This is a genomic window from Pseudomonas sp. (assembly GCF_051660785.1).
In the GTDB taxonomy this organism is placed as follows: Bacteria; Pseudomonadota; Gammaproteobacteria; order Pseudomonadales; family Pseudomonadaceae; genus Aquipseudomonas.
This window is the reverse complement of the sequence record NZ_JBOFQE010000100.1, coordinates 1-20,655: the sequence shown is the minus strand read 5'-3', so window position 1 is coordinate 20,655 and position 20,655 is coordinate 1. Positions and strand designations below refer to the sequence as shown.

The 20,655-nt window shown below is 60.4% G+C and carries 15 protein-coding genes; 10 read left to right on the top strand and 5 right to left on the bottom strand.

Annotated features, from left to right (window positions below):
• Window positions 1–179 precede the first annotated feature (179 nt).
• From ACRC4F_RS28585 to ACRC4F_RS28570, 4 genes are all read right to left on the bottom strand, one after another.
• Window positions 180–3,026, bottom strand: a complete 2,847-nt coding sequence (locus tag ACRC4F_RS28585; protein WP_438662352.1) for a valine--tRNA ligase — start codon at window positions 3,024–3,026, stop codon at window positions 180–182.
• A gap of 269 nt (window positions 3,027–3,295) precedes the next feature.
• Window positions 3,296–3,682: a DNA polymerase III subunit chi gene (locus tag ACRC4F_RS28580; RefSeq protein WP_438662351.1), complete on the bottom strand. Its 387-nt coding sequence runs from the start codon at window positions 3,680–3,682 to the stop codon at window positions 3,296–3,298.
• Between the two features lie 8 nt (window positions 3,683–3,690).
• Window positions 3,691–4,119, bottom strand: coding sequence for a DNA polymerase III subunit chi (locus ACRC4F_RS28575; protein ID WP_438662350.1), 429 nt, complete (start codon window positions 4,117–4,119; stop codon window positions 3,691–3,693).
• 60 nt (window positions 4,120–4,179) lie between these two features.
• The gene (locus ACRC4F_RS28570) at window positions 4,180–5,670 is read right to left on the bottom strand and encodes a leucyl aminopeptidase (RefSeq protein WP_438662349.1); all 1,491 of its coding nucleotides are present in this window, start codon (window positions 5,668–5,670) and stop codon (window positions 4,180–4,182) included.
• A gap of 308 nt (window positions 5,671–5,978) precedes the next feature.
• On the opposite strand from ACRC4F_RS28570, the gene lptF reads away from it, so the two are divergent.
• The 8 genes from lptF to pdxJ all read left to right on the top strand — a co-directional run bounded on the left by lptF (window position 5,979) and on the right by pdxJ (window position 14,342).
• Complete coding sequence (gene lptF, locus ACRC4F_RS28565; RefSeq protein ID WP_438662348.1) at window positions 5,979–7,097, top strand: LPS export ABC transporter permease LptF; 1,119 nt, start codon at window positions 5,979–5,981, stop codon at window positions 7,095–7,097.
• Window positions 7,090–8,151 carry an LPS export ABC transporter permease LptG gene (lptG, locus tag ACRC4F_RS28560; protein WP_438662347.1) on the top strand — a complete coding sequence of 354 codons (1,062 nt, stop codon included), beginning with the start codon at window positions 7,090–7,092 and terminating at the stop codon, window positions 8,149–8,151. Before lptF ends, lptG begins: the two co-directional genes overlap by 8 nt.
• A gap of 108 nt (window positions 8,152–8,259) precedes the next feature.
• Window positions 8,260–10,059 (top strand): translation elongation factor 4, encoded by a 1,800-nt coding sequence (gene lepA, locus ACRC4F_RS28555; protein ID WP_090188076.1) that lies wholly within the window; start codon window positions 8,260–8,262, stop codon window positions 10,057–10,059.
• A gap of 5 nt (window positions 10,060–10,064) precedes the next feature.
• Window positions 10,065–10,919 (top strand): signal peptidase I, encoded by an 855-nt coding sequence (gene lepB, locus ACRC4F_RS28550; protein ID WP_438662346.1) that lies wholly within the window; start codon window positions 10,065–10,067, stop codon window positions 10,917–10,919.
• 184 nt (window positions 10,920–11,103) lie between these two features.
• Window positions 11,104–11,793 (top strand): ribonuclease III, encoded by a 690-nt coding sequence (gene rnc / locus ACRC4F_RS28545; protein WP_010463056.1) that lies wholly within the window; start codon window positions 11,104–11,106, stop codon window positions 11,791–11,793.
• Window positions 11,786–12,688 (top strand): GTPase Era, encoded by a 903-nt coding sequence (gene era, locus ACRC4F_RS28540; protein WP_438662345.1) that lies wholly within the window; start codon window positions 11,786–11,788, stop codon window positions 12,686–12,688. The genes rnc and era overlap by 8 nt, the downstream gene beginning before the upstream one ends.
• 173 nt (window positions 12,689–12,861) lie before the next feature.
• Window positions 12,862–13,551: a DNA repair protein RecO gene (gene recO / locus ACRC4F_RS28535; RefSeq protein ID WP_438662344.1), complete on the top strand. Its 690-nt coding sequence runs from the start codon at window positions 12,862–12,864 to the stop codon at window positions 13,549–13,551.
• Between the two features lie 47 nt (window positions 13,552–13,598).
• The gene (pdxJ, locus tag ACRC4F_RS28530) at window positions 13,599–14,342 is read left to right on the top strand and encodes a pyridoxine 5'-phosphate synthase (protein WP_438662343.1); all 744 of its coding nucleotides are present in this window, start codon (window positions 13,599–13,601) and stop codon (window positions 14,340–14,342) included.
• A 126-nt stretch (window positions 14,343–14,468) separates the two neighbouring features.
• Here the strand turns inward: pdxJ and mltF are convergent, their stop codons facing one another.
• Complete coding sequence (gene mltF / locus ACRC4F_RS28525; protein WP_438662342.1) at window positions 14,469–15,929, bottom strand: membrane-bound lytic murein transglycosylase MltF; 1,461 nt, start codon at window positions 15,927–15,929, stop codon at window positions 14,469–14,471.
• A 274-nt stretch (window positions 15,930–16,203) separates the two neighbouring features.
• Between mltF and purL the strand changes: the two genes are divergently transcribed.
• A complete protein-coding gene (purL, locus tag ACRC4F_RS28520; protein ID WP_438662341.1) occupies window positions 16,204–20,100 on the top strand; it encodes a phosphoribosylformylglycinamidine synthase in 3,897 nt (1,298 codons plus the stop codon).
• A gap of 5 nt (window positions 20,101–20,105) precedes the next feature.
• Entirely contained in the window at window positions 20,106–20,417 is a 312-nt protein-coding gene (locus tag ACRC4F_RS28515; RefSeq protein ID WP_438662340.1) for an NGG1p interacting factor NIF3, read from the top strand.
• The last annotated feature ends 238 nt before the right edge of the window (window positions 20,418–20,655 follow it).

Sequence of the window (20,655 nt, the reverse complement as noted above, 5' to 3'; positions counted from 1 at the left end):
TCCCCTTGTGGGAGCGAGCCTGCTCGCGATGGCTGCGTGTCAGTTAACGCAGATGTTGACTGATGCACCGTCATCGCGAGCAGGCTCGCTCCCACGGGGGTTTTTGGTGGATTAAGAAAAGTGGCGGGCACAAAAAAGGGAGGCCGTTTCGGGCCTCCCTCTTTCATTGCGATTTGCCGTTACAGGCTGGCAATCCGCGCATGCTGCTCCGCCAACTTGCCCAGAGCCTGCTCAGCTTCGGCCAGTTTGGCGCGTTCCTTCTCGATGACTTCGGCCGGGGCCTTGTCGACGAAGCCGGCGTTGGACAACTTGCCACCTACGCGCTGAACTTCACCCTGCAAACGCAGGATTTCCTTGTCCAGGCGCGCCAGTTCGGCGTCCTTGTCGATCAGGCCTGCCATCGGCACCAGCACTTCCATCTCGCCGACCAGTGCGGTGGCAGACAGCGGTGCTTCTTCGCCGGCAGCCAGAACGGTGATGGATTCGAGGCGAGCCAGTTTCTTCAACAGGGCTTCGTTCTCGGTGAGACGACGCTGATCTTCGGCGCTGACGTTTTTCAGATAGATCGGCAGCGGCTTGCCCGGGCCGATGTTCATTTCGCCACGAATATTACGCGTGCCGAGCATCAGTTCCTTGAGCCACTCGATATCGTTCTCGGCCGCCGGATCGATGCGTTCTTCATTGGCCACTGGCCAAGGCTGCAGCATGATCGTCTTGCCTTCGATACCGGCCAGCGGCGCGATGCGCTGCCAGATTTCTTCGGTGATGAACGGCATGAATGGATGCGCCAGACGCAACGCGACTTCCAGCACACGAACCAGCGTGCGGCGGGTGCCGCGCTGACGCTCGACCGGGGCGTTTTCGTCCCACAGCACAGGCTTGGACAGTTCCAGGTACCAGTCGCAATACTGGTTCCAGATGAACTCGTACAAGGCTTGTGCCGCAAGGTCGAAGCGGAACTGGTCGAGTTGACGGGTCACTTCGGCTTCGGTGCGTTGCAGCTGCGAGATGATCCAGCGATCCGCCAGCGACAGCTCGTAAGCTTCGCCGTTCTGGCCGCAGTCTTCGCCCTTGTCCAGAACATAACGCGCAGCGTTCCAGATCTTGTTGCAGAAGTTGCGATAGCCTTCGACGCGGCCCATGTCGAACTTGATGTCGCGACCGGTGGACGCCAGCGAGCAGAAGGTGAAGCGCAGGGCGTCGGTGCCGTAGCTGGCGATGCCTTCAGCGAACTCGTCGCGGGTCTGCTTCTCGATCTTCTTCGCCAGTTTCGGCTGCATCATGCCCGAGGTGCGTTTCTGCACCAGGTCTTCGAGCTCGATACCGTCGATGATGTCCAGCGGGTCCAGGACGTTGCCCTTGGACTTGGACATCTTCTGGCCCTGGCCATCACGCACCAGGCCGTGAACGTAAACGGTCTTGAACGGAACCTGCGGCGTGCCGTCTTCGTTCTTCACCAAATGCATGGTGAGCATGATCATCCGGGCGACCCAGAAGAAAATGATGTCGAAACCGGTGACCAGCACGTCGGTGGAGTGGAATTTCTTCAGGAATTCGGTCTGCTCAGGCCAGCCAAGGGTGGAGAACGTCCACAGACCCGAACTGAACCAGGTGTCGAGCACGTCGTTGTCCTGTTGCAGCGCAACGTCCGGGCCAAGGTTGTGCTTGGCACGCACTTCGGCTTCGTCGCGACCGACGTAGACTTTGCCCGACTCGTCGTACCAGGCCGGAATCCGGTGGCCCCACCACAGCTGGCGGCTGATGCACCAATCCTGGATGTCGCGCATCCACGAGAAGTACATGTTTTCGTACTGTTTCGGCACGAACTGGATACGACCGTCTTCAACGGCGGCAATCGCAGGCTCGGCCAAAGGCTTGGTGGACACGTACCACTGGTCGGTCAACCATGGCTCGATGATCGTGCCGGAACGGTCGCCTTTCGGCACTTTCAGCGCGTGATCGTTGACGCTGACCAGCAGGCCTGCGGAATCGAATGCTGCAACGATCTGCTTGCGTGCTTCGAAGCGATCGAGGCCAACGTATTCGGCCGGGATCTTGCCGTCGATGCTTTCGTTCAGCGTGCCGTCGAGGTTGAACACCTGACAGGCCGGCAATACGGCGGCGTTCTTGTCGAAGATGTTCAACAGCGGCAGGTTGTGGCGCTTGCCGACTTCGTAGTCGTTGAAATCGTGGGCCGGGGTGATTTTCACGCAGCCGGTGCCGAATTCTGGATCGCAGTAATCGTCGGCGATGATCGGGATGCGGCGGCCGACCAGCGGCAGCTCGACAAATTTGCCGATCAGGGCTTTGTAGCGTTCATCGTTCGGGTTTACGGCGACGGCGGCGTCGCCGAGCATGGTTTCCGGGCGAGTGGTCGCGACGATCAGGAAATCGTTACCTTCAGCGGTCTTGACGCCGTCGGCCAGCGGGTACTTCAGGTTCCACAGGAAACCTTTCTCGTCGTGGTTTTCCACTTCGAGGTCGGAAATCGCCGTGTGCAACTTGGTGTCCCAGTTGACCAGACGCTTGCCGCGGTAGATCAGACCGTCTTCGTGCAAACGAACGAACGCTTCCTTAACCGCTTCCGAGAGGCCGTCGTCCATGGTGAAGCGCTCGCGGCCCCAGTCCACGGACGAGCCGAGGCGGCGGATCTGACGGCTGATGTTGCCGCCGGACTGATCTTTCCATTCCCAGACTTTCTCGAGGAATTTTTCGCGGCCCAGGTCGTGACGATTTTGGCCTTGGGCTTCGAGCTGGCGTTCCACCAGCATTTGCGTGGCGATACCGGCGTGGTCGGTACCCGGCTGCCACAGGGTGTTACGACCCTGCATGCGACGGAAACGGATCAGGGCGTCCATGATCGCGTTGTTGAAGCCGTGACCCATGTGCAGGCTGCCGGTGACGTTCGGCGGCGGGATCATGATGGTGTAGGACTCGCCCGCGCCTTGCGGGGCGAAGTAATTCTCAGACTCCCAGGTGTTGTACCAGGAAGTTTCAATGGCGTGCGGCTGGTAGGTCTTATCCATGCGCGGCGGGACCCTATTGGCATTAATTCAGGAAAAGCCGACGAGTATAGCGGGGCATGGGGCGGAGGGCGAGCAGGGGCGGACGGCGCGCAGGTCAAATGTGGAATGACCTGTGGCGAGGGGATTTAGCGAAACGTCGCACCGCCCCGTTGGGCTGCGAAGCGGCCCCCCAGCATTGTAATTCGCGATGCGCATTTACAGGGTTGACGACTGCTGCGCAGCCGAACGGGGATAAATCCCCTCGCCACAGAAGCCCGCTCGACTCAGTGTTATTCGTACTGGCTAAGCAACCGCTCCATCCGCGCATCCAGCCGGCGCTTGATCTCGGTTTCAATGTGCGGGGCGAAGTCGTCGATCACGTCTTGCATGATCAGCATCGCAGCAGCGCGTAGTTCACTGTCCAAGTGCAGCAATGCATCAGGACCTTTGCTGGTCGCAGGTGCCGGTTGCGCAGCAGGGGCGGGCGGTGTCGGTTCGGCGGTCTGCGGTTCGCCGCTGACAGAATCGAACAGCATCGGAATCTGTTCCTGGTCACCGTCATTGACCGTGTCGGTCAGCAGCGGCGGTTGCAGGTTGTCATCGCCGAGCAGTTGGCGGATCGACTCAAGGTCGTCCAGCAAATGCGCGGACTTCTGTTGCGGTTTCGGAGTGTCCATCGGAATGCTCAGAGTCGCTGTAAACGGTGGTCTTGCAGAGGATAGCCCTGTTCGCGGTAGAAACGGAAACTCTCCCGCGCGGCCGCGCGAATCGTCGGGTCTTCCACCACCACTTCCGCCACGCGGGCGAACTGTTTGGCGAATGCAGGCACTTTCAGGTCGAGATTGACCAGCAAGTCCTGATGCGGACCGCAGTCATCACCCAGTCCCAGCACAATCAAACCCTCAGGTTCGCTTTCGGCCGGGCCATGAGGCACGAAGCTTTCACCCTTGAAGGCCCACAAGCGTGCATCGAGATCCTCGCGTTGGGCGGCATCGCTGCAATGCAGGTAAATGCGGTGGCCCATGCGCCAGGCTTTTTCGGTGAGTTTGCAGGCGAAATCCAGCCGTGCCGACGGATCGGCGCTGGGCAGGATATAGAAGTCGACTTTGGTCATTGCGGTTCCTGAGCCACGAACGGCGTCACCTGAAAGTGACGCCGTCCGAGGTCATCGGTTTCAGGCTTTGGCGCGGTCCAGCAGGTATTGGGTCAGCAACGGAACCGGACGGCCAGTGGCGCCCTTGTCCTTGCCGCCGCTGGTCCATGCGGTGCCGGCGATGTCCAGGTGCGCCCAGTTCAGGTTCTTGGTGAAGCGCGACAGGAAGCAGGCAGCGGTGATGGTGCCGGCTTTCGGGCCGCCAATGTTGGCGATGTCGGCGAACGGGCTGTCCAGCTGCTCTTGGTACTCATCGAACAGCGGCAGTTGCCAGGCGCGGTCGTCGGCAGCCTTGCCGGCGCTCAGCAGTTGACCGATCAGCTCGTCGTTGTTGCCCAGCAGGCCGGAAGTGTGCGCGCCCAGTGCAACGACGCAAGCGCCGGTCAGGGTGGCGATGTCGATCACGGCTTGCGGCTTGAAGCGCTCGGAGTAGGTCAGGGCGTCGCACAGCACCAGACGGCCTTCGGCGTCGGTATTGAGGATTTCCACGGTCTGGCCGCTCATGGTGGTGACGATGTCGCCAGGGCGCGAAGCGTTGCCGCTCGGCATGTTCTCGGCGCAGGCCAGGATGCACACCAGGTTGATCGGCAGTTTCAGTTCGAGCACGGCACGCAGGGTGCCGAACACGCTGGCAGCGCCGCCCATGTCGTACTTCATTTCATCCATGCCGGCGCCCGGTTTCAGGCTGATGCCGCCGGTGTCGAAGGTGATGCCTTTGCCGACCAGTGCGTACGGCTTCTCGGATTTCTTGCCGCCGTTGTATTGCATGACGATCAGGCGCGGTGGCTGGGCGCTGCCCTGGCCCACGGCGTAGAACGAGCCCATGCCCAGGTCCTTGATCTTCTTCTCATCGAGGACTTCGACTTTCAGGCTCTTGAACTCTTTGCCCAGGCCCTTGGCTTGTTCGCCGAGGAAGGTCGGGTGACAGATGTTCGGTGGCAGGTTGCCCAGGTTGCGGGTGAACGCCATGCCGTTGGCAATCGCGGTGGCGTGGGCCACGGCGCGCTCGACTTCGGCCTGTGCAGCCTTGATGGTCACCAGGGTGATTTTCTTCAGGGAGCGCGGTTCGGCCTTCTGGCTCTTGAACTGGTCGAAGGTGTATTCGCCGTCTACCAGGGTTTCGGCCAGCAGGCGGGTCTTGCCGTAGCTGTCGCGGCCTTTGACCACGACTTCGTCCAGCGCCAGCACTGCCTCGTTGCCGCCCAGGCCTTTAAGGGTATTGAGGACGCCAGCGATGATTTTACGGAACGGGCGGTCGCCCAATTCTTCGTCCTTGCCCACGCCGACCAGCAGAACGCGCTCTGCCTTGAGGTTCGGCACGCTGTGCAGCAACAGGCTCTGGCCGACCTTGCCGGCCAGGTCGCCGCGCTTGAGTACAGCGCTGATGGCGCCGCCGCTCAGTTCGTCGAGTTGTCTGGCCACGGCGCCGAGCTTGCGGCCTTCGCCGACGGCGACCACCAGAGTGGCGGTCTTCAACGTTTCTGGGCTAACGCTTTTTACAACCAGTTCCATGTCCGGGTCCCTGAATGAATGGTCAACGTGCGCGGGCAAAAACGGCGGCGCACAGACGCTTGCTTATAAATAGAAAGACGCAGGTCACGGCCCGCGACAAAGGCCGCAGTTTGAACCTCGCTCCCTGCGCCTGACAACCCTCGGTTGTACGATCTTCAACGCATTACCCGCCTGCTTGAGCATGCGCAGTGACAGGCGCACCCAATCACAGGATAATGCGCCAACTTTTTCGGCGGCCCTGCCCTGCAGGCTGTCTGATACGTTTGCTTGTTTGGCCGCCTTAGCCTGACAACCCTGGAGTGTCTGGTTTGATTGTCTTCCGTTATCTGTCCCGCGAAGTCCTGTTGACCTTGAGCGCCGTCAGCGCCGTGCTGCTGGTCATCATCATGAGCGGGCGCTTCATCAAATACCTTGCCCAGGCGGCTGCGGGCCTGCTGGATCCGGGCTCCCTGTTCCTGATCATGGGCTTTCGCCTGCCGGGTTTTCTGCAGCTGATCCTGCCGCTGGGTCTGTTTCTCGGGATTCTGCTGGCCTACGGTCGCCTGTACCTCGAAAGCGAAATGACCGTGTTGTCGGCTACCGGCATGAGCCAGCAGCGTCTGTTCACCTTGACGCTGTTTTCGGCCACGCTGGTGGCGCTGGTCGTGGCCTGGCTAAGCCTGAGCCTGGCGCCACAAGGTGCCAATCAGTTCCAGCTGCTGCTGAACAAGCAGGATGCGCTGACCGAGTTCGATACTCTGGAGCCGGGCCGCTTCCAGGCCTTGCGCGATGGAACCCGGGTGACCTACACCGAGCAGCTGTCGGATGACCGCATCAATCTGGGCGGTGTGTTCATTTCGCAAAAAAACATCAACTCCGACAAGAAGGATCGCGGGATTTCCGTGCTGGTGGCCGAGAAGGGCCGTCAGGAAATCCGCCCTGACGGCAACCGCTACCTGATCCTCGACAACGGCTATCGCTACGACGGTAATCCGGGGCAGGCCGACTACCGTGCGATCAAGTACGAAGAGTACGGCGTGTTGCTGCCCAAGCCGGACGTCAGCGATGAGGTGACCGACCGCGATGCAATGACCACCAGTTCCCTGATCGGCAGCGATGACATTCGCTCGCGCACCGAGCTGCAATGGCGTCTGTCCCTGCCGTTGCTCGTCTTCATCGTGACCCTGATGGCGGTGCCGCTGTCGCGGGTCAATCCACGTCAGGGGCGTTTCCTCAAGCTACTGCCGGCGATTCTTCTTTATATGGCTTACCTGAGCATCCTGATTGCCGCACGCGGCGCCCTCGAGAAGGGCAAGATCCCGCCGGCGCTGGGGTTGTGGTGGGTACACGCGATCTTCCTGGCCATTGGCCTGGGCTTGCTCTATTGGGAGCCGCTGCGCTTGAAGATGGCGAGTCGCCGTAGCGCGCTGGAGGTGGCTCGTGGTTAAGCTGGATCGCTACATCGGTAGCAGCGTATTCATAGCAATCCTGGCGGTACTGGGGATTATTCTTGGCCTGGCGACGTTGTTTGCCTTCATCGACGAGATGAGTGAGGTCAGCGATACCTACACCTTGACGGACGTTTTGAGCTACGTCTTGCTGACCGCGCCACGTCGCTTGTACGACATGTTGCCAATGGCAGCCCTTATCGGCTGCCTGATCGGTCTGGGCAGTCTGGCCAGCCACAGCGAGCTGACCATCATGCGCGCCGCCGGCGTGTCGGTCGGGCGGATCGTCTGGGCGGTCATGAAGCCGATGCTGGTGCTGATGGTCGTGGGCGTGCTGATCGGCGAATACGTCGCGCCGGCCACCGAAGTCACCGCTCAGGCCAACCGTTCCCTGGCTCAGGGTGGCGGCGATGCGCAGAGCGCCAAGCATGGTTTGTGGCATCGCCAGGGTGACGAGTTCATTCACGTCAACTCTGTGCAACCGAACGGCCTGCTGTACGGCGTCACCCGTTATCGCTTCGACAATGAGCGTCACATGCTGTCGTCCAGCTTCGCCAAGCGGGCGAAGTTCGATCAGGATCACTGGCAGTTGAGCGATGTCACCACCACGCTGTTCCATGAAAAGAGCACCGAAGTGGTCACCGCCCCCGTCGAGCGTTGGGATGTCGCCTTGAGTCCGCAATTGCTGAGCACGGTGGTGATGTCGCCAGACACCCTGTCGATCAGTGGCCTGTGGGGTTACATCCACTACCTGGCTGACCAGGGCCTGAGCAACGGCCGTTACTGGCTGGCGTTTTGGGTCAAGGTGTTGCAGCCACTGGTGACGGCGGCGCTGGTATTGATGGCGATTTCCTTCATCTTCGGCCCTTTGCGCTCGGTGACCCTCGGTCAGCGGGTGTTCACGGGCGTGCTGGTCGGCTTCACTTTCCGCATCGTCCAGGATTTGCTGGGGCCTTCGAGCCTGGTGTTCGGTTTCTCGCCGCTGTTTGCGGTGCTGGTTCCGGCGGGTATCTGTGCCCTGGCCGGAGTCTGGCTGTTGCGCCGAGCCGGCTGATTGTAGGAGCCGTCTGACCTGTGAACGTGACGCTTGCGCCGTGGATCAGGTACAATTCCCGGCTATTTTTCGGCGGGCTATGCCTGCAGCCTTTTTGAGTGTTGATCCGTGAGTGATTTGAGTCATATCCGCAATTTCTCCATCATCGCCCACATTGACCATGGCAAGTCGACGCTGGCCGATCGCTTCATCCAGATGTGCGGCGGCCTTGCCGAGCGCGAAATGGAAGCCCAGGTGCTGGACTCCATGGACCTGGAACGTGAACGCGGGATCACCATCAAGGCCCACAGCGTCACTCTGTATTACACCGCTCGCGATGGCATCAAGTACCAGCTGAACTTCATTGACACCCCGGGCCACGTTGACTTCACCTACGAAGTCAGCCGGTCGCTGGCGGCCTGTGAAGGTGCATTGCTGGTGGTTGATGCCGGTCAGGGCGTTGAAGCGCAGTCGGTTGCCAACTGCTACACGGCAATCGAGCAGGGCCTGGAAGTCATGCCGGTCCTGAACAAGATCGACCTGCCACAGGCCGATCCGGACCGCGTCAAAGAAGAAATCGAAAAAATCATCGGTATCGATGCCACCGATGCGGTCGAGTGTTCGGCCAAGACCGGTCTGGGTGTCGACGAAGTTCTCGAACGTCTGGTTCACACCATTCCTGCGCCGACCGGCAACTACGAAGATCCGCTGCAAGCGTTGATCATCGATTCCTGGTTCGACAACTACCTGGGCGTCGTATCCCTGGTGCGCGTGCGTCACGGTCGTGTGAAGAAGGGCGACAAGATCCTGGTCAAGTCCACCGGCAAGATCCACCTGGTGGACAGCGTCGGTGTCTTCAACCCGAAACACACCGCAACCGTTGACCTGAAGGCCGGCGAAGTGGGCTTTATCATTGCCGGCATCAAGGACATTCACGGTGCACCGGTCGGTGACACCCTGACCTTGAGCTCCACGCCAGACGTTGACGTGCTGCCGGGTTTCAAACGCATTCAGCCGCAGGTCTACGCCGGCCTGTTCCCGGTCAGCTCCGACGACTTCGAAGATTTCCGTGAAGCCCTGCAAAAGCTCACGCTCAACGACTCGTCCCTGCAGTACACCCCGGAAAGCTCCGACGCCCTGGGCTTCGGCTTCCGTTGCGGGTTCCTCGGCATGCTGCACATGGAAATCATCCAGGAGCGCCTGGAGCGCGAGTACGACCTGGACCTGATCACCACGGCGCCGACGGTAATTTTCGAGCTGTTGCTGAAAACCGGTGAAACGATTTACGTCGACAACCCGTCGAAGCTTCCGGACGTGTCTTCGATTGAAGACATGCGTGAGCCGATCGTGCGGGCCAATATTCTTGTGCCGCAAGAGCACCTGGGCAACGTCATTACCCTGTGCATCGAGAAGCGTGGCGTGCAGCACGACATGCTGTTCCTCGGGTCCCAGGTCCAGGTGACCTACGATATTCCGATGAACGAAGTGGTCCTCGACTTCTTCGACCGTCTGAAATCCACCAGCCGCGGCTATGCTTCGCTGGATTACCATTTCGACCGTTACCAATCGGCTAGTCTGGTGAAACTGGATGTGCTGATCAACGGTGACAAGGTCGACGCCCTGGCGTTGATCGTGCACCGGGACAATGCGCACTACAAAGGTCGCCAGTTGACCGAGAAGATGAAAGAACTGATTCCGCGCCAGATGTTCGACGTCGCGATCCAGGCCGCCATCGGCGGGCAGATCATTGCGCGGACCTCCGTCAAGGCACTCAGAAAGAACGTATTGGCCAAATGCTACGGTGGTGACGTTAGCCGTAAGCGCAAGCTGTTGGAAAAGCAGAAGGCCGGTAAGAAACGCATGAAGCAAGTCGGCAACGTGGAAATTCCACAAGAAGCCTTCCTTGCAGTGCTCAGGTTGGATAGTTAGGTCCTATGTCACTAAATTTCCCGCTGTTGCTGGTCATCGCCGTGTTCGTCTGCGGCCTGTTGGCGTTGCTCGATCTGCTGTTCCTGGCGCCTCGGCGCCGGGCTGCCATCAACTCCTATCAGGGGAGCGTCAGCCAGGCTGACATGGTGGTCGTCGAGAAACTGAACAAAGAGCCGCTGCTGGTCGAATACGGCAAGTCGTTCTTCCCGGTGTTGTTCATCGTGCTGGTACTGCGTTCGTTCCTGGTGGAACCGTTCCAGATTCCTTCCGGCTCGATGAAACCGACCCTGGACGTCGGCGACTTCATTCTGGTGAGCAAGTTTTCTTACGGGATCCGCTTGCCGGTACTCGACAAGAAAGTCATCGAAGTCGGTGATCCGCAGCGCGGCGATGTAATGGTGTTCCGCTACCCGAGCGATCCGAACGTCAACTACATCAAGCGTGTGGTGGGCCTGCCGGGTGACCAGATTCGCTACACCGCCGACAAGCGCCTGTTCGTCAACGGCGAATCGATTGCCGAACAACTGGTCGGCTCCGAGCCGGGCACGCTGGGCAGTGCCGAGCTCTACAAGGAAAAACTCGGCGTTGCCGAGCACCTGATCCGCAAGGAAATGAGCCGCTACCGCGCCACGCCGGACCATTCGTGGACCGTGCCGGCCGGACACTACTTCATGATGGGCGACAACCGCGACAACTCCAACGACAGTCGTTACTGGGATGATCCGAGCATTCCCAAGGATCTGCTGGGCATGGTTCCCGACAAGAATATCGTCGGCAAGGCCTTCGCAGTCTGGATGAGCTGGCCGGAACCCAAACTCAGTCACCTGCCGAATTTCTCGCGGGTTGGCCTGATCAAGTAATCACACACGGCGCTGTTGAACACAGCGCCGAATGCATTTCTGGAACTGCGATAATCGGCGCCAGACGCATGAAAACAATGATATTCAGGACGTAATTTTTGAACACAGCGTTAATTGTCCCAAGCCTGCGCCGCACCACGGCCATGGCGGTGGAATCCAGCCACGAACTCAGCGTGGGTAAACCGTGAGCGTCTCCTTAAGCCGTCTAGAGCGTCAGCTCGGCTACACCTTCAAGGATCAGGAACTGATGGTCCTGGCCCTGACTCACCGCAGCTTTGCCGGGCGCAACAACGAACGCCTGGAATTCCTCGGTGATGCCATCCTCAACTTCGTTGCCGGCGAGGCGCTGTTCGATCGCTTCCCGCTGGCGCGCGAAGGCCAGTTGTCGCGTTTGCGCGCACGCCTGGTGAAAGGTGAGACGCTGGCCGTACTGGCCCGCGGTTTCGATCTGGGCGAATACCTGCGCCTGGGCTCCGGTGAGTTGAAAAGCGGCGGTTTCCGTCGCGAGTCGATTCTGGCCGATGCCCTCGAAGCGCTGATCGGTGCAATCTACCTGGACGCCGGCATGGACATGGCGCGCGAGCGCGTGCTGGCCTGGCTGGCCGGTGAGTTCGAAGGCCTGACGCTGGTCGACACCAACAAAGATCCAAAGACCCGCCTGCAGGAGTTCCTGCAATCGCGTGGTTGCGAGCTGCCGCGTTACGAAGTGGTGGATATCCAGGGTGAGCCGCATTGCCGGACGTTCTTCGTCGAATGTGAAATCACCTTACTGAATGAAAAAAGCCGAGGTCAGGGTGTGAGTCGTCGTATTGCCGAACAGGTAGCGGCCGCCGCAGCACTGATTGCCCTGGGTGTGGAGAATGGCAATGACTGATTCAACTGCAACTCGCTGTGGCTATGTTGCCATCGTCGGCCGTCCCAACGTGGGCAAGTCCACGCTGCTGAACCACATCCTGGGTCAGAAGCTGGCGATCACCTCGCGCAAGCCGCAAACCACCCGCCACAACATGCTGGGTATCAAGACCGAAGGCGACGTGCAGGCGATCTACGTCGACACCCCGGGCATGCACAAGGGCGGCGAAAAGGCCCTGAACCGTTACATGAACAAGACCGCTTCGGCGGCGTTGAAAGACGTCGACGTGGTGATCTTCGTGGTAGATCGCACCAAGTGGACCGACGAAGACCAGATGGTGCTCGAGCGCGTCCAGTACGTGACCGGCCCGCTGATCGTGGCGCTGAACAAGACCGATCGCATCGAAGACAAAGCCGAGCTGATGCCGCACCTGACCTGGTTGCAGGAGCAGCTGCCGAACGCGCAGATCATGCCGATCTCGGCACAGCACGGGCACAACCTCGAAGCGCTGGAACGTGTGATTGCCGGTTACCTGCCGGAAAACGATCACTTCTTCCCGGAAGACCAGATCACCGACCGCAGCAGTCGCTTCCTCGCCGCTGAACTGGTGCGCGAAAAAATCATGCGCCAGATGGGCGCCGAGCTGCCGTACCAGATCACGGTGGAAATCGAAGAGTTCAAGCAGCAGGGCAAAACCCTGCACATCCATGCCTTGATCCTCGTCGAGCGCGACGGCCAGAAGAAAATCATCATTGGCGACAAGGGCGAGCGGATCAAACGCATCGGCACCGAGGCGCGCAAGGACATGGAGCTGCTGTTCGACTCCAAGATCATGCTCAACCTCTGGGTGAAAGTGAAAGGCGGCTGGTCCGACGATGAGCGCGCCTTGCGTTCGCTGGGTTACGGCGACTTGTAACACCAGATCCAAGTACACCGAAGACCCCCTGTGGGAGCGAGCCTGCTCGCGATGAGGACCTGAAATTCAACATCACTGTTGACTGGCAGACCGCAATCGCGAGCAGGCTCGCTCCCACATTGGTTTCAGGTTGTTTATAAGATCGCGTTCCTCTATCGAGAACCCTGACTTCCATGTCGCAAACCCCGCCCATCGGCCAACCCGCCTACGTCCTCCACTCCCGCGCCTACCGCGAAAGCAGCGCGTTGGTGGACTTCCTCACGCCGCAAGGTCGGCTGCGGGCGGTGTTGCGTAGCGCGCGGGGCAAGGCCGGGACACTGGCCCGGCCGTTCGTGCCGCTGGAAGTGGAGTTTCGCGGGCGTGGCGAGTTGAAGAATGTCGGGCGCATGGAAAGTGCGGGTACTTCTACATGGCTCATCGGTGAGGCCCTGTTCAGTGGCCTCTACCTCAACGAACTGCTGATCCGCCTGTTGCCCGCCGAAGACCCGCACCCTGGCGTGTTCGATCACTACGCCGCGACGTTGCTCGCGCTGGCCGAAGGCCGGCCGCTGGAACCGCTGTTGCGATCCTTTGAATGGCGCCTGCTCGACGATCTCGGTTACGGCTTCGCCCTGACCACCGACATCCACGGTGAGCCCATCGCTCCTGACGGACTCTATCGTTTGCAAGTGGACGCCGGCCTGGAGCAGGTCTACCTGCTGCAACCCGGACTGTTCAACGGCACCGAACTGCTGGCCATGGCCGAGGCCGACTGGACCGCGCCTGGCGCATTGTCCGCTGCCAAACGTCTGATGCGCCAGGCACTGGCCGTTCACCTTGGCGGTCGTCCTCTTGTCAGCCGCGAACTGTTTCGCAAGCCGTAGTCTCCCCGTATGCTGTGCGCCGAATCTTTCAATTCAGGAGCGCTTCCGTGACCACCAGCAATCGCATTCTTCTTGGCGTGAACATCGACCACGTTGCCACCCTGCGTCAGGCCCGGGGTACGCGCTACCCGGATCCGGTCAAGGCAGCACTGGACGCGGAAGAGGCGGGCGCTGACGGCATCACCGTGCACCTGCGCGAAGACCGTCGGCACATCCAGGAGCGCGACGTGCTGTTGCTCAAGGACGTGCTGCAAACCCGCATGAACTTCGAAATGGGCGTCACCGAAGAAATGATGGTGTTCGCCGAACGCATCCGCCCGGCGCACATTTGCCTGGTTCCGGAAACCCGTCAGGAACTGACTACCGAAGGTGGCCTGGACGTGGCGGGGCAGGAAGCGCGAATCAAGGCTGCGGTGGATCGCCTGGCGAAGATTGGTTGCGAAGTGTCGCTGTTCATTGATGCAGACGAGCGGCAGATCGATGCGTCCCGACGTGTGGGTGCTCCGGCGATTGAACTGCACACTGGCCGCTATGCTGACGCCGAGACGCCGACTGAAGTGGCTGAAGAACTCAAGCGCGTTGCGGATGGCGTGGCGTTTGGTTTGGCCCAAGGCCTGATCGTCAATGCCGGCCACGGCCTGCATTATCACAACGTTGAAGCCGTGGCCGCGATCAAGGGCATCAACGAACTGAACATCGGCCATGCGCTGGTGGCGCATGCGTTGTTCGTGGGCTTCAAGTCGGCTGTGTCCGAAATGAAGGCGCTGATTCTGGCCGCCGCAAAAGCCTAAGCCAAACAAAGAACAATGTGGGAGCGAGCCTGCTCGCGATAGCGGTCTGACAGCCAACATCTTCGTTGAATGTTAAGACGCAATCGCGAGCAGGCTCGCTCCCACATTTGATTTCGGTTGCCCGGACTAAAGCTGCGGGGTTTCCTGGCTCGGCTTGGTCTTGTCGACCCCCGGCACATGCAGGTTGCCTTCAGCCACCTGGTTGCCTTCAAGCTGCGGCTGCGTGACCCACGTCAGGATGTCGTAGTAACGACGGATGTTCGCCACGAAATGCACCGGCTCGCCGCCCCGGGCGTAGCCATAACGCGTCTTGCTGTACCACTTCTTCTCTGACAGCCGCGGCAGGATCTTTTTCACGTCCAGCCACTTATCAGGGTTCAGGCCTTCTTTCGCCGCCAGTTTGCGCGCGTCATCCAGGTGACCGCTACCGACGTTGTAGGCCGCCAGTGCAAACCATGTGCGATCCGGCTCCTGGATCGACTCATCCAGCTGTTCTTTCATGTAGGCCAGGTATTTCGCGCCGCCCATGATGCTTTGCTTGGGGTCGAGCCGGTTGGACACGCCCATGGCCTGCGCCGTGTTCTGGGTCAGCATCATCAGCCCGCGAACGCCGGTCTTGGACGTGACCGCCGCTTGCCATAAGGACTCCTGATAACCGATGGCCGCCAGCAGGCGCCAGTCGACTTTCTCTTTCTTGGCGTAGGTCTTGAAGTGCTGTTCATACTTGGGCAGCCGTTGCTGCAAGTGCTGGGCGAAGGTGTAGGCGCCCATGTAGCCAAGGACATCGACGTGCCCGTAGTAACGGTCTTTCAGGCGTTGCAGCGTGCCGTTTTTCTTGACCTTGTCGAGGTAGGCATTGATCTCGTTGAGCAGGCTGTTGTCGTCGCCGGCGGCCACGGCCCAGCTCTGATCGCTGGCGTCACCGAGGTCGAAGGCGACCCGAATGTTGGTGAAGTAGACCTGGTTCATCGCCACTTCGTTGGAGTCGACCAGGGTCAGATCAATCTGGCCTTCATCGACCATGCGCAGCAGGTCAACGACTTCAACCGCGTCGGACTCTTCGTATTCAATGCCGGGAAACTTCTGTTTCAGCTCCGCCAGTTGCCCGGCGTGGGTGCTGCCCTTGAGCACCATGATCTTCTTTCCGACCAGATCCTTTGCATCGGTCGGCCGCGACTGGCCGTTGCGATAGATGATCTGCGGGGTGACCTCCAGATAGGAGTGGGAAAACCGCACTTGCTGCTTGCGCGCATCGCTGCTGACCAGGCCGGCCGCAGCGATCACCGGCCCGTTGGGCTTGCCCACCTGGCTGTACAGGTCATCAAGGTTGTCGGCGGTCTCGATCTTGAGCTCCACCCCCAGATCGTCGGCGAAGCGCTTCACCAGCTCGTATTCGAAGCCGGTTTCACCGTTGCGATCCTGAAAGTAGGTGGCGGGGCTGTTTCGGGTAACCACCCGCAGCACACCATCCTCCTTTATGCGCTCCAGTGTGTTGGGTTTATCAACACAGCCACTGAGCATCAGGAAGAGTCCGGTTGCGATCAGCCATTTGGCGTACCGCGGACGCAAAGCCGTTGGGGAAAACATCTGCGCAGTATACGCAAAGGACCACGAGCGCCATATCTCGACAGCGAAGGGCTTGTCTGGTAGAGAGCGCCAAACCCGCGTGGAGCCCGCAGGAATGGGCCCGGACGGTAATTTGTGACATAAAAAATAACCCTCGGCGTACCGTTGATGAAGGCCCAAATATCCGGCCCGACGTTCGGGTACGGCCGCGCGCACCGTTTCGGGTGATGTCGCGGGCGGTTTAGGCTAGAATGCACGGCCTCAAAGCACACCCCTTCCCGAGGCTGTCCCGAAGATGTTGATCCTGCGCGGCGCTCCTGCCCTTTCTGCCTTTCGCCACAGCAAACTCCTTGAGCAACTGAGCCAGAAGGTCCCGGCTGTCAGCGGCTTGTATGCTGAATTCGCTCACTTCGCCGAAGTTACCGGCGTCCTGACCGGCGACGAACAGCAGGTGCTCGCGCGCCTTCTGAAGTACGGCCCAAGTGTTCCGGTACAAGAGCCGACCGGTCGTCTGTTCCTGGTGTTGCCACGTTTCGGCACCATCTCGCCGTGGTCCAGCAAGGCCAGCGATATCGCTCGCAACTGCGGCCTGAGCAAGATCCTGCGCCTGGAGCGCGGCATTGCGTTCTACGTCGCCGGCCAGTTCAGCGACGCCGACGCGCAGCTGATCTCGGACGCCCTGCACGATCGCATGACCCAGATCGTCCTCGCGAACCTCGAACAGGCCGCTGGCCTGTTCAGCCACGCCGAGCCGAAGCCGCTGACCGCGATCGACGTGCTGGGTGGCGGCCGCGCCGCGCTGGAAAAAGCCAACACCGAGCTGGGCCTGGCCTTGGCCGAAGACGAGATCGACTACCTGGTCAACGCCTTCATCGGCTTGAAGCGCAACCCCCACGACATCGAACTGATGATGTTCGCCCAGGCGAACTCCGAGCACTGCCGTCACAAGATCTTCAACGCCAGTTGGGACATCGACGGTCAGAGCCAGGAAAAAAGCCTGTTCGGCATGATCAAGAACACCTACGTGATGCACAGCGAAGGCGTTTTGTCGGCTTATAAGGACAACGCTTCGGTGATCGTCGGTAACGTCGCCGGCCGTTTCTTCCCGGACCCTGAAACCCGCCAGTACGGCGCGGTGCAGGAGCCGGTGCACATCCTGATGAAGGTCGAAACTCACAACCACCCGACCGCGATTGCCCCGTTCCCGGGCGCGTCCACCGGTAGCGGCGGCGAGATTCGCGACGAAGGCGCTACCGGTCGCGGCGCCAAGCCAAAGGCTGGCCTGACCGGTTTCACCGTATCGAACTTGCAGATCCCGGGCTTCGAACAGCCGTGGGAAGTGCCGTACGGCAAGCCTGAGCGCATCGTTACCGCGCTGGATATCATGATCGAAGGCCCACTGGGCGGCGCCGCGTTCAACAACGAATTCGGTCGCCCGGCCCTGACCGGTTATTTCCGTACCTTCGAGCAGTCGATCACCACCCCGCGTGGCGACGAAGTTCGCGGCTACCACAAGCCGATCATGCTGGCCGGCGGTATGGGTAACATCCGTGCCGAACACGTGCAGAAAGGCGAGATCACCGTTGGCTCCAAGCTGATCGTGCTCGGCGGTCCGGCAATGCTCATCGGCCTGGGCGGCGGCGCTGCTTCTTCCATGGCCACCGGCACCAGCTCGGCCGACCTGGACTTCGCCTCCGTACAGCGCGAAAACCCTGAGATGGAACGTCGCTGCCAGGAAGTCATCGACCGTTGCTGGCAGTTGGGCGACAAAAACCCGATCAGCTTCATCCACGACGTTGGCGCGGGCGGTCTGTCCAACGCCTTCCCGGAACTGGTCAACGATGGCAACCGTGGCGGTCGCTTCGAACTGCGCAACATTCCAAACGACGAGCCGGGCATGGCCCCGCACGAAATCTGGAGTAACGAGTCCCAGGAACGCTACGTTCTGGCGGTCGGCCCTGCGGACTTCGAACGCTTCCAGGCGATCTGCGAACGTGAGCGTTGCCCGTTTGCCGTCGTCGGCGAAGCCACAGCCGAGCCGCAACTGACGGTCACCGACAGCCACTTCGGCAACAGCCCGGTCGACATGCCGCTGGAAGTGCTGCTGGGCAAAGCCCCGCGCATGCACCGTTCGGCCGTTCGTGAAAACGAACTGGGCGACGATTTCGATCCTTCGACGCTGGAAATTGCAGATTGCGTCGAACGCGTTCTGCATCACCCGGCCGTCGCGAGCAAAAGCTTCCTGATCACCATCGGCGACCGCACCATCACCGGCCTCGTGGCCCGTGACCAAATGGTTGGCCCGTGGCAGGTTCCGGTGGCCGACGTTGCCGTCACCGCCACCAGCTTCGATGTCTACACCGGTGAAGCCATGGCCATGGGCGAGCGCACTCCGCTGGCACTGCTGGACGCTCCGGCGTCGGGCCGCATGGCCATCGGCGAAACCCTGACCAACATCGCCGCTTCGCGCATCAACAAGATCTCCGACATCAAACTGTCGGCGAACTGGATGTCCGCCGCCGGTCACCCGGGTGAAGACGCGCGTCTGTACGACACCGTGAAAGCGGTCGGCATGGAACTGTGCCCTGAGCTGGGCATCACCATTCCGGTGGGCAAGGACTCGATGTCCATGGCCACGCGCTGGAACGACAACGGCGAAGACAAGACCGTCACCTCGCCAATGTCCCTGATCGTGACCGGTTTCGCGCCAGTGGCTGACATCCGTCAGACCCTGACCCCGGAACTGCGCATGAACAAGGGCACCACCGACCTGATCCTGATCGACCTGGGCCGTGGCCAGAACCGCATGGGTGCCTCGATCCTGGCCCAGGTTCACGGCAAGCTCGGTTCGCAAGCTCCGGACGTCGATGATGCCGAAGACCTCAAAGCCTTCTTCGCCGTGATCCAGGGCCTCAACGCCGACGGTCACCTGCTGGCTTACCACGACCGTTCCGACGGTGGTCTGCTGACCAGCGTGGTGGAAATGGCTTTCGCCGGTCACTGCGGTCTGAGCCTGAACCTCGACGGTCTGGCAGAAACCTCCGCCGACATCGCCGCGATCCTGTTCAACGAAGAATTGGGCGCCGTGATCCAGGTTCGCCAGGACGCTACGCCGGATATCCTCGCGCAGTTCAGCGCGGCCGGTCTGGGTGACTGCGTTTCGGTGGTCGGTCAGCCGATGAACAACGGCCAGATCAACATCACCTTCAATGGCGAAACCGTCTTCGAAGGCCAGCGTCGTCTGCTGCAACGTACATGGGCTGAAACCAGCTACCAGATCCAGCGCCTGCGTGATAACGCCGACTGCGCCGAACAAGAGTTCGACGTGCTGCTGGAAGAAGACAACCCGGGCCTGAGCGTCAAGCTGAGCTACGACGTCAACCAGGACGTCGCCGCGCCTTACATCAAGAAAGGCATCCGCCCACAGGTTGCCGTGCTGCGTGAGCAGGGCGTCAACGGTCAGGTGGAAATGGCGGCTGCGTTCGACCGCGCCGGTTTCAACGCGATCGACGTGCACATGAGCGACATTCTGGCCGGTCGTGTCGACCTGAACGAGTTCAAAGGTCTGGTCGCTTGCGGTGGTTTCTCCTACGGCGACGTATTGGGTGCTGGCGAAGGCTGGGCCAAGTCCGCGCTGTTCAACAGCCGTGCTCGCGACGCGTTCCAGGGCTTCTTCGAACGTACCGACAGCTTCACCCTCGGCGTATGCAACGGTTGCCAGATGATGTCCAACCTGCACGAGCTGATCCCGGGCAGCGAGTTCTGGCCGCACTTCGTGCGTAACCGTTCCGAGCAGTTCGAAGCGCGCGTGGCGATGGTTCAGGTTCAGGAGTCGAACTCGATCTTCCTGCAGGGCATGGCCGGTTCGCGCATGCCGATCGCGATCGCACACGGTGAAGGTCATGCCGAGTTCGCCAGCGAAGAAGCGTTGCTGGAAGCCGATCTGTCGGGTTGCGTGGCGATGCGTTTCGTCGACAACCACGGCAAGGTCACCGAGAACTACCCGGCCAACCCGAACGGTTCGCCGCGCGGGATCACCGGTTTGACCAGCCGCGACGGTCGCGTAACGATCATGATGCCGCACCCGGAACGCGTGTTCCGCGCCGTGCAGAACTCGTGGCGTTCGGAAGACTGGAACGAAGACGCACCTTGGATGCGTATGTTCCGTAATGCGCGCGTCTGGGTTAACTAAGAGCCGTGTATAAGCTCAGCTTTTTTGTTCCGGCCAGTCATGTCGAGGTGGTCAAGGGTGCTGTGTTCGCTGCCGGGGGTGGGCGGATCGGCGCTTATGATCACTGCGCTTGGCAGGTGCTTGGGTTGGGTCAGTTTCGACCTTTGGATGGCAGTCAGCCGTTTATTGGTGAAGCGGGGCAGGTCGAGCAGGTTGAGGAATGGAAGGTTGAGCTTGTGGTCAGCGATGAGTTGATTCGGGCGGTGGTGGTGGCTCTGAAGCAGAGTCATCCCTACGAGACGCCGGCTTATGAGGTGTGGCGGTTGGAGGATTTCTGATCTTCTGCTGCTGAAATGAGAAACCCGTTGAGTTTGCGTTCGACGGGTTTTTTGTTGTCCACGAATTTATGGATGTAGGTTGTTCAGAACTGTGGGAGCGAGCCTGCTCGCGATGGCGGCCTGGTAGCCGACCAGGCTCTTTCAGGTGTACATATCCATTTCTGCGGTAACGGCGGCTGGCGGTTTCGCCCTTACGGCGACTCACTTTTTTTACAAGCGCCTAAAAAAAGTAAGCAAA

Bases quoted from the DNA above. Each gene is read 5' to 3' on its own strand.
- ACRC4F_RS28585 (WP_438662352.1), bottom strand. From the start codon at position 3,026: ATGGATAAGACCTACCAGCCGCACGCCATTGAAACTTCCTGGTACAAC.
- ACRC4F_RS28580 (WP_438662351.1), bottom strand. From the start codon at position 3,682: ATGGACACTCCGAAACCGCAACAGAAGTCCGCGCATTTGCTGGACGAC.
- ACRC4F_RS28575 (WP_438662350.1), bottom strand. From the start codon at position 4,119: ATGACCAAAGTCGACTTCTATATCCTGCCCAGCGCCGATCCGTCGGCA.
- ACRC4F_RS28570 (WP_438662349.1), bottom strand. From the start codon at position 5,670: ATGGAACTGGTTGTAAAAAGCGTTAGCCCAGAAACGTTGAAGACCGCC.
- lepB (WP_438662346.1), top strand. From the start codon at position 10,065: ATGTCACTAAATTTCCCGCTGTTGCTGGTCATCGCCGTGTTCGTCTGC.
- era (WP_438662345.1), top strand. From the start codon at position 11,786: ATGACTGATTCAACTGCAACTCGCTGTGGCTATGTTGCCATCGTCGGC.
- recO (WP_438662344.1), top strand. From the start codon at position 12,862: ATGTCGCAAACCCCGCCCATCGGCCAACCCGCCTACGTCCTCCACTCC.
- mltF (WP_438662342.1), bottom strand. From the start codon at position 15,929: ATGTTTTCCCCAACGGCTTTGCGTCCGCGGTACGCCAAATGGCTGATC.
- purL (WP_438662341.1), top strand. From the start codon at position 16,204: ATGTTGATCCTGCGCGGCGCTCCTGCCCTTTCTGCCTTTCGCCACAGC.